An 8,516-nucleotide genomic window follows, 5' to 3' on the forward strand; every position below is an offset into this window, starting at 1 on the left:
TGTAGTGAGCCGGGAGGTTGTTGACGCGGGTGATGGGCGGGCCGCCGATGGCGGTGTGGTGGCGGTGATGGTTGTAGGTGTGGAGCCAGGTGTCGAGTGCGGCGGTGCGTTCGGCTTCTGAGCGGTAAGGGCGGACGTAGGCCCATTCCTCGGTCAGGGTGCGGTGGTAGCGCTCGACTTTGCCGTTGGTCTGGGGCCGGTAGGGGCGGGTGAAGCGGTGGTCGATGCCGGCCAGGGCGGCGGCGAAGGCGGCGCTGCGGTAGTTGGGGCCGTTGTCGGTGAGGACAGCGTCGACGGCGATGCCGTGGTCGGCGAAGAACCGGCGGGCCCGGGCCCAGAACTCGGCGGTGGTGGAGGCCCGTTCGTCGTCGAGGATCTCGGTGTAGGCCAGGCGGGTGTGGCCGTCGAGGGCGGTGTGGAGGTAGGCGTAGCCCAGGCCGCGGTGGTGGTTGCCGCCCCGGGCTCGAGCCCGGCCGACGGCCCGCCAGCCGCCGCCGGGCGGGATGCGGCCCTGCTTCTTCACGTCGACGTGGACCAGCTCGCCGGGCCGGGCCGTGGGGATGCGGCGGATAACCCGCCCGGTGGGCCGGTCCATCCATCCCAGCCGGTTCAGGCCCAGCCGGCACAACACCCGATGCACCGTCGAGGGCGGAACCCCGAGGCGGGCGCCGATCCGGACCGGCCCCAGCTTCAACGCCCGGCGCAGCTCGGCGATCGCAGCCTCGGTGTCGGGGCTGGTCCGATGCGGGCAGGACCGGGGCCGGCTCGACCGGTCGACCAGCCCGGCGGGCCCTTCCGCCCCCCACCGATGCCACCACTTGTACGCCGTCGGCCGGGACACCCCCATCTCCTCGGCCACCTGGGCCGCCGGCCGGCCCGCCTCCATCCGCAGCACCAACGTCAATCGCCCGAGCGGCGTCAGCCGAGCGTTACCGTGCATCGAGCCCCCTGGGTTCGTGTGTTGCCTGGCAGCTCCACACTCACCCCGGGGGCTCACTCACACGCGGACCCCGTCAACAACCTCCGTGGTCACTACAGCTAGAGGCGGGGGCGCATGATCCTCGTCGCCGTCTCCAGCGCCTTCTGGGGCATGCTGCGATGGGCCCAGCGGGACTCCGAGATGCGCTCGCTGCGCTCGAGGTCGGCGTCGAAGTGCTCGTCGAGCAGCGCGGTCAGGCCGGGGTCGAACAGGGTCATCGACACCTCGTCGTCGCGGGCCATCGACCGGCTGTTGACGTTCGACGAGCCGACGCACGCCACCGCCCGGTCCACGGTGATGACCTTGGCGTGGAGCATGCTCGGCTGGTAGTTCCACACCTCGACGCCGGCGTCGAGCAGGGCCTCGTAGTCGGCCTCGGACGCCAGCTGCACGATGCGCTTGTCGGCGTGCGGCCCCGGGGTCAGCACCTGCACGTGCACGCCCCGCTCGGCCGCCTCGCACAGCAGCCGCAGGAACGTCTTGTCCGGCGTGAAGTAGGCGGTCGTGATGCGCAGCCGCTCGGTGGCCAGCTGCACGAGGGCGCGGAGCAGGATGGCGATGTCGGACCAGCCCACGCCCGCGCCGCCCCGCACCACCTGGGCGCACACGTCGCCGGCGGGCTCGACGTCGGCGAACTCGTCCTCGTCGAACAGGGCCCGCCCGGTCTCCAGCCAGTTGGTGATGAACGCGCCCCGCAGGCCGTCGACGGCCGGTCCCCTGACCCGGAAGTGCGTGTCCCGCCACTCGCCGGGGTGGCGGGCGTCGCCGCACCACTCCTCGGCGATGCCGACCCCGCCGGTGAAGCCGACCTCCTCGTCGCACACCAGCACCTTGCGGTGGGTGCGGTGCTCGACCTCCCACACCCGCCACTGCACGGGCGGCCGGAACCACTCGACCTCGGCGCCGGCGTCGCGCATGCGGTCGACGAGGGTGCGGTCCATGAGGCGGGCGCCGACGCCGTCGAGCAGCACCCGGACCCGCACCCCGGCGGCGGCCCGCCGGGCGAGCGCGCCGGCGAAGTCCTCCGCGATCTGGCCCGTCCAGTAGATGAACGTGAGGAAGTCGATGGAGGTCGTCGCGTCCTCGATGGCCTCGAGCATGGCCGGGAAGATCTCGTCGCCGTTGCGCAGCACGTCGACCCGGTTCCCGTCGGTGGCGGGGATGCCGATCAACCCCTCCAACACCCGCCGGAACCGGGCGGCCCGCTCTTCGAGGTCTCCCGGGACGGAACGCGGTGGTGCGGTCGGGAGCACGGCGGCACCGTACCCCCGGCGTGCGGCTGACCATACGGGGTGGTCGTACGATGCCGCGCGTGAGCGAGATCGTGTGGACCCCGCCGCCCGACGCGCTTGCCACGACCAACGTCGGCCGGTTCATGGCGGAGCACGGCATCGGGCGGTTCGAGGACCTGCGGGCCCGGTCGGTGGACGACCCCGAGTGGTTCTGGGACGCGGTCGTCCGGTTCCTCGGCCTGCCGTTCGACCAGCCCTACGAGCGGGTGGCGGACACCAGCCGGGGCATCGAGTGGGCCACCTGGTTCGGAGGCGGGCGCCTGAACGTGGCCGCGGCCTGCGTCGACCGCCACGCCGAGCGCGACCCGGGCGGCACCGCCCTGGTGTGGGAGGGCGAGGACGGCGAGGTGCGGACCTGGACGTGGGCCGAGCTGCGGGCCCAGGCCGACGGCCTCGCCGCGCTGCTGGCCGAGCGGGGGGTGGGCGAGGGCGACGGCGTCGGCATCTTCATGCCGATGGTCCCCGAGACCGTCGCCGCCCTGCTCGGCGTGATGAAGCTCGGCGCCGTCTTCCTGCCCCTGTTCAGCGGCTACGGGGCCGAGGCGGTCGCCGTGCGCCTCCAGGACGCCGAGGCCAGGGCGCTCGTCACCGCCGACGGCTTCCGCCGCCGGGGCGGGGTCGTCCCGATGAAGGAGACCGCCGACCGGGCCATCGACGCCGCGCCGAGCGTCCACACGGTCGTCGTCGTGCCCAGGGCGGGCGACGGCGGCCTCACCCACCCCGACCGGGACGTGGCCTGGCCGGCGCCGGCCGCCGAGCCCTTCCCGACCCGCATGGTGGACAGCGAGCACACCCTGTTCATCGCCTACACGTCGGGCACCACCGGCCGGCCGAAGGGGACCGTGGCCGTGCACGGCGGGTTCCTCGTGAAGGTGGCCGAGGAGGTGGCGTTCCAGTTCGACGCCCGCCCCGGCGACCGCCTGTTCTGGTTCACCGACATGGGCTGGATCATGGGGCCGTGGGAGGTGGTCGGCGGCCTGGCCAACGGCGCCACCCTGTGCCTGTTCGAGGGCGCCCCCGACTGGCCCGCGCCCGACCGGCTCTGGGCCTACCTGGAGCGCCACCGGGTGACGATCCTCGGCATCAGCCCCACTCTGATCAGGGCGATGATGCCCCACGGTGACGAGCCCGTCCGGTCCCACGACCTGTCGTCGCTGCGCATCCTCGGGTCCACCGGCGAGCCCTGGAACGAGGGGCCGTGGCGCTGGTACTTCGAGGTCGTCGGCGGCCGCCGCTGCCCGGTCATCAACATCTCGGGCGGCACCGAGGTCGGCGCCTGCTTCCTGTCCCCCCATCCCGTGGAGCCGATCACCCCGATGACCCTCGGCGGCCCGTCGCTCGGCATGGCCGTGGACGTGTACGGCGAGGACGCCCGGCCGGTGCGGGGCGAGGTCGGCGAGCTGGTCTGCACCAAGCCGTGGCCGGGGATGACGAGGGGCCTGTACCGCGACCCGGAGCGCTACCTCGAGGTCTACTGGAGCCGCTGGCCCGGCGTGTGGGTCCACGGCGACTGGGCGTCGGTCGACGAGGACGGCCGCTGGTACCTGCACGGCCGCAGCGACGACACGATCAAGGTGGCCGGCAAGCGGCTCGGGCCGGCCGAGGCCGAGTCCGTGCTCGTCTCCCACCCGGACGTGGTCGAGGCCGCCGCCGTCGGGATGCCCGACGAGGTGAAGGGCGAGCAGCTGTGGGGGTTCGTGGTGCTGCGCCCCGGCGCCGAGCCGACCGACGCCCTCCGCGCCGACCTCGTGCGGCTCGTCGCCGCCAAGCTGGGCGCCGCCTTCCGGCCGGGCGCCGTCCGCTTCGTCGACGCGCTGCCGAAGACCCGCAACGCCAAGGTCCTGCGCCGGGCCGTGCGGGCGGCCGCACTCGGCCGCGACCCCGGCGACCTGTCGTCGCTCGAGGACCCGCGGGCCATCGAGGCCGTGAAGGCGGCGAGGTGACCGCCGGCCCATGACGACCCTGTTCGGGCGCCGGGTGCTGCTGCGCCCGCTCGTCGCGTCGGACTTCCCCCAGTGGCACGAGGTCAGGATCCGCAACCACGAGTGGCTGACCAGGTGGGAGCCCCAGCGCCTCCCCGGCCAGCCCGACGCCATCAACGACCGCGACGCGTTCGCCATGCGGTGCAGCGCCCGCCAGCGCGAGCGCCAGCTCGGGACGGGCGCCGGGTTCGGGATCTTCGTCGAGGGCCACCTCGCCGGCGAGATCAACCTCAACAGCATCCAGCGGGGCCCGTTCCAGAACGCCTACGTCGGCTACTGGATCGACGAGGCGAGGGCCGGGCACGGCTACGTGCCCGAGGCGCTCGTGGTCGTCGCCCGCCACTCGTTCGAGGACCTGCGGCTGCACCGCATCCAGGTCGCCATCATCCCCCGCAACGCCGCCAGCCGGCGGGTGGTCGAGAAGCTCGGCATCCGGGACGAGGGCATCGCCGTGCGCTACCTGGAGATCAACGGCGTGTGGGAGGACCACGTCCGCTACGCCATCACCGCCGAGGAGTGGGCCGAGCGGGGCGAGGAGCTGGTCAGGGACTGGCTGGCGTAGCCCGGCAGCGAGGCGGAAATGGGCGGCGGTGGCGCCGGGCGCCGCCGCTACCGTGACCGGCGCCGTGTCATCCCTCGCCTCCCTCTCCGCCGTCGACGTGTCCGTGGCCTTCGGCGGGGCGACCGTCCTCGACGCCGTGTCCGTCGCCGTCGGCCCGCGCTCGCGCGTCGGCGTCGTCGGCCCCAACGGGGTCGGCAAGAGCACCCTGCTCCGGGTGCTCGCCGGCCAGCGGTCGCCCGACGCCGGCCGCGTCGTCCGCGTCCCCCCGACGGCCACCGTCGGCTACCTCCCCCAGGAGCCGGAGCGCCGGCCCGGGGAGACCCTGCGCGCCCACCTGGCGAGGCGCACCGGGGTGGCGGAGGCGGACGCCGAGCTGGAGCGGGCGACCGCCGCGCTGGCCGAGGGCCGGCCGGGCGCCGACGACGCCTACGCCGCCGCCCTCGACCGGTGGATGGCGCTCGGCGGCGCCGACCTCGACGCCAGGGCCGCCGCCGTGTGCGCCGACCTCGGGCTTCCCGCCGACCTGCTCGACGCCGGCACCACGACCCTGTCCGGCGGCCAGGCCGCCCGCATGTCGCTCGCCGCCATCCTCCTCAGCCGCTTCGACGTGTTCCTGCTCGACGAGCCGACCAACGACCTCGACTTCGACGGGCTCGACCGGCTGGAGCGGTTCCTCGACGAGCTGGCCGGCGGCGTGGTCGTCGTCTCCCACGACCGCGCCTTCCTCGAGCGGACGGTGACGTCGGTGCTCGAGCTCGACGAGCACACGCACCGGGCGTCGCTCTACGCCGGCGGGTGGGCCGCCTACCTCGACGCCAGGGCGACGGCCCGCCGCCACGCCGAGGAGGCCTACGACGAGTACCGGGGACGTCGGTCCGAGCTCGAGGAGCGGGCCCGCCAGCAGCGCCAGTGGGCGGTGACCGGCGCCCGGCGCACCAAGACGCGGCCGAAGGACAACGACAAGGCCCAGCGCGGCTTCTTCGTCAACCGCACCGAGAAGCAGGCGGCCAAGGTGCGCATCACCGAGAAGGCGCTCGACCGCCTCGACGCCGTCGACAAGCCGTGGGAGGGCTGGGACCTGCGCATGGAGGTGGCCCGGGCGCCCCGCAGCGGCGACGTGGTGGCCCGGCTGTCGGGCGCCGTGGTCGAGCGGGGTTCGTTCCGGCTGGGCCCCGTCGACCTCGAGGTCGGGTGGGCCGAGCGGGTCGCCGTGCTCGGCGCCAACGGCAGCGGGAAGACGACCCTGCTCGGCGCCCTGCTCGGCCGGCTGCCGCTCGCCGCGGGGGAGCGGTGGATGGGGCCGGGCGTGGTCGTCGGCGAGGTCGACCAGGCGAGGCGGCGGCTGGCGTCGGACCGGCCGCTGCTCGACGTGGTGGCGGCCGACTCGGGGCTGCTGCCCCGGGAGGTGCGGTCCCTGCTGGCCAAGTTCGGCCTCGGCGCGGACCACGTCACCCGCCCGGCGTCCAGCCTGTCGCCGGGCGAGCGGACGAGGGCGGTGCTGGCGCTGCTGATGGCGAGCGGGGTCAACTGCCTGGTGCTGGACGAGCCGACCAACCACCTCGACCTCCCGGCCATCGAGCAGCTGGAGGCCGCGCTCGACCGCTTCGACGGGACCCTGCTCCTCGTCACCCACGACCGCCGCCTGCTCGACAGCGTCCGGCTCACGAGGTACGTCCACGTCGACGCCGGCCAGGTGCGCGCCGAAGCCGCGTAGGTTCCTGGGCGCGAGGGGCCGCGACGGCGAAGTCGCGGACGAGGGCGCAGGAGGTCGGCATGGCCGATGGTGGTGGGCGGGCGGTGGAGGCGTTGGGGTTGGTGCGGGCGGATCCGGTGGGGGCGGAGGTGGTGGCGCGGGGTGCGTTGGTGGAGGCGGAGGCGGCGGGTGATGTTGCTGGGGTGGCGGTAGCTCGGCGGGTGTTGGGGATCGTGGCTCGTGATGGGCAGCGGTTCGTGGAGGCGCGTGAGCATTTCGTGGCGGGGATCGAGGCGGCGGAGCGGGGCGGGTTGGTGGAGTTGGCGGGGTTGTGCCGGTTGTCGTTGGCGACGGGGTTGGCGTTGGTGGGGGATCGGGAGGGGGCGTTGGCGGCGGTGGAGTCGGCGGGGTCGGTGTTGTCGGGCGGGGACCGGGCTCGGGCCCGGTTCCAGCGGGGGGCGGTGTTGCAGTCGGTGGGTGATCACGACGCGGCGTTGTCGGCGTATGCGGACGCGGAGCCGGAGTTGCGGGCCTTCGGTGACGAGGTGTCGCTGGCGCAGTTGCACAACAACTGCGGGGTGATCCGGGTGGCGGCCGGTGATCTGGTGGGGGCGGCGGCGGATCTGGAGCGGGCAGAGCGGTTGTACGCGAAGACGGGGAACCGCAAGGCGCGGGTCGACGTGTGCACGCATCTGGCGTTGGTGGCGGCCCGCCGGGGCGACGCGTTGGCGGCGTTGGGTTGGTATGACGAGGTCGACGTCGAGTTGGCGGCGCTCGGGGTGACGGACGCGGTGGCGCTGAAGGATCGGGTGGAGGTGTTGTTGGCGGCGGGGTTGACGAACGAGGCGTCGGCGGCGGCGTCCCGGGCGGTGGGTCTGTTGGCCGCTGGCGGGGAGAGCGTCTATCTGGCCGAGGCGATGCTGGCCCGGGCGGCGGCCGAGCACGCCGCCGGCCGTGCCGAGGTCGCGGCCGGTGTCGAGCGGGAGGCGGTGGCGATGCTGACCAGGCTGGGGATGCGGCCGCGTCCGGGGGTGTCGTCGCCGCCGTCGGCGTTCCGGGTGATCGCCCCGAACATGGTCGACCGACGCGGTCGCCGTGCCCTGAACGACGCGCTGCGCAGGATGCGGGAGGCCCGGGGCGTCACCCAGGCCGACCTGGCCGCCGCCCTCGGGGTCGACCAGGCGCTGTGCTCGCGGTGGGAGAGCAACCCGGACTGGAACCCCAGGGTCGACGAGGTCCTCGCCATCGACGACGCCCTCGGCCAGCCGCGGGGGTCGCTGCTGCGAGCGGCCGGCTACCTCGATGACGTCGCCACCACCGAACAGGCTGTCATGGCCGACGCCGCTCTCGGCCCCGACGGCCGCGACGCCGTGCTCGTGCTGATCCGCTACTACCACCAGCGGGCCGCCGCCCCCCACCGCCGCCGGGGCCGCAAGCGCAACCCCCGCAACCACCCCACCGGCGACTGACCCGCCGGCGGGCCGGGGTCAGGCCGTGGAGGATGCCGGCTCCCGCAACAGGTCGGCCGGGTCCACCCCGAAGGCGGCGGCGATCCGGGCGACGGTGTCGAGGGTGACGTTGCGCTCGCCGCGTTCGATCCCGCCGATGTAGGTCCGGTGGATCCCGCTCTTCAGCGCGAACGCCTCCTGGGACAGACCGTGCTCGGAACGCAGCCGCCGGAGGTTCTCGGCCAGGATGACCTGCAGCTCTGCCGCCATCCCGCCAGCGTCACCGTCTGACGACGATAGCTCAACAGACGATGACCAACATCGAGGGTCGGGCGGCGGTCAGCTCACCGGGTGCCAGAACCCCCCCACCAGCTTCTCCCCATGCGCCCGAGCCGCGTCCTCGGTCGCGAACCCATCCGCCGGCCCCCGACCCAACACCGTCCCCGCCGCGTCCGTGACCAACAACTGCCACCGCCCATCGCACCCTCCCTCACCTTCACCGCCGCATCCCCACCCTCACCAACACTCCATCCATGGATGTGACTCACCGCGTCCGCTCT

The 8,516-nt window shown here is 74.0% G+C and carries 7 protein-coding genes; 4 read left to right on the forward strand and 3 right to left on the reverse strand.

What is annotated here, in order from left to right; all coding sequences use genetic code 11:
* Both VGB14_14300 and VGB14_14305 read right to left on the reverse strand, forming a co-directional pair.
* Positions 1–940: IS481 family transposase (locus VGB14_14300; GenBank protein HEX9994095.1), on the reverse strand; the 940-nt coding region annotated here is incomplete at its 3' end.
* A 98-nt stretch (positions 941–1,038) separates the two neighbouring features.
* Positions 1,039–2,232: a phospholipase D-like domain-containing protein gene (locus VGB14_14305; GenBank protein ID HEX9994096.1), complete on the reverse strand. Its 1,194-nt coding sequence runs from the start codon at positions 2,230–2,232 to the stop codon at positions 1,039–1,041.
* 59 nt (positions 2,233–2,291) lie between these two features.
* Here VGB14_14305 and VGB14_14310 point away from each other — a divergent pair, with 59 nt between their 5' ends.
* The 4 genes from VGB14_14310 to VGB14_14325 all read left to right on the forward strand — a co-directional run bounded on the left by VGB14_14310 (position 2,292) and on the right by VGB14_14325 (position 7,977).
* A complete protein-coding gene (locus VGB14_14310) occupies positions 2,292–4,214 on the forward strand; it encodes an AMP-binding protein (GenBank protein HEX9994097.1) in 1,923 nt (640 codons plus the stop codon).
* Between the two features lie 10 nt (positions 4,215–4,224).
* Positions 4,225–4,815: a GNAT family protein gene (locus VGB14_14315; protein ID HEX9994098.1), complete on the forward strand. Its 591-nt coding sequence runs from the start codon at positions 4,225–4,227 to the stop codon at positions 4,813–4,815.
* A 64-nt stretch (positions 4,816–4,879) separates the two neighbouring features.
* The gene (locus tag VGB14_14320) at positions 4,880–6,529 is read left to right on the forward strand and encodes an ABC-F family ATP-binding cassette domain-containing protein (protein ID HEX9994099.1); all 1,650 of its coding nucleotides are present in this window, start codon (positions 4,880–4,882) and stop codon (positions 6,527–6,529) included.
* Between the two features lie 59 nt (positions 6,530–6,588).
* The gene (locus tag VGB14_14325; GenBank protein ID HEX9994100.1) at positions 6,589–7,977 is read left to right on the forward strand and encodes a helix-turn-helix transcriptional regulator; all 1,389 of its coding nucleotides are present in this window, start codon (positions 6,589–6,591) and stop codon (positions 7,975–7,977) included.
* Positions 7,978–7,995: 18 nt separating this feature from the next.
* Here VGB14_14325 and VGB14_14330 read toward each other — a convergent pair whose 3' ends face one another.
* A complete protein-coding gene (locus tag VGB14_14330) occupies positions 7,996–8,226 on the reverse strand; it encodes a helix-turn-helix transcriptional regulator (GenBank protein HEX9994101.1) in 231 nt (76 codons plus the stop codon).
* Positions 8,227–8,516: the final 290 nt, after the last annotated feature.

This window comes from Acidimicrobiales bacterium (assembly GCA_036399815.1).
Taxonomy (GTDB): Bacteria; Actinomycetota; Acidimicrobiia; order Acidimicrobiales; family DASWMK01; genus DASWMK01.

Bases quoted from the DNA above. Each gene is read 5' to 3' on its own strand.
- VGB14_14315 (HEX9994098.1), top strand. From the start codon at position 4,225: ATGACGACCCTGTTCGGGCGCCGGGTGCTGCTGCGCCCGCTCGTCGCG.
- VGB14_14325 (HEX9994100.1), top strand. From the start codon at position 6,589: ATGGCCGATGGTGGTGGGCGGGCGGTGGAGGCGTTGGGGTTGGTGCGG.
- VGB14_14330 (HEX9994101.1), bottom strand. From the start codon at position 8,226: ATGGCGGCAGAGCTGCAGGTCATCCTGGCCGAGAACCTCCGGCGGCTG.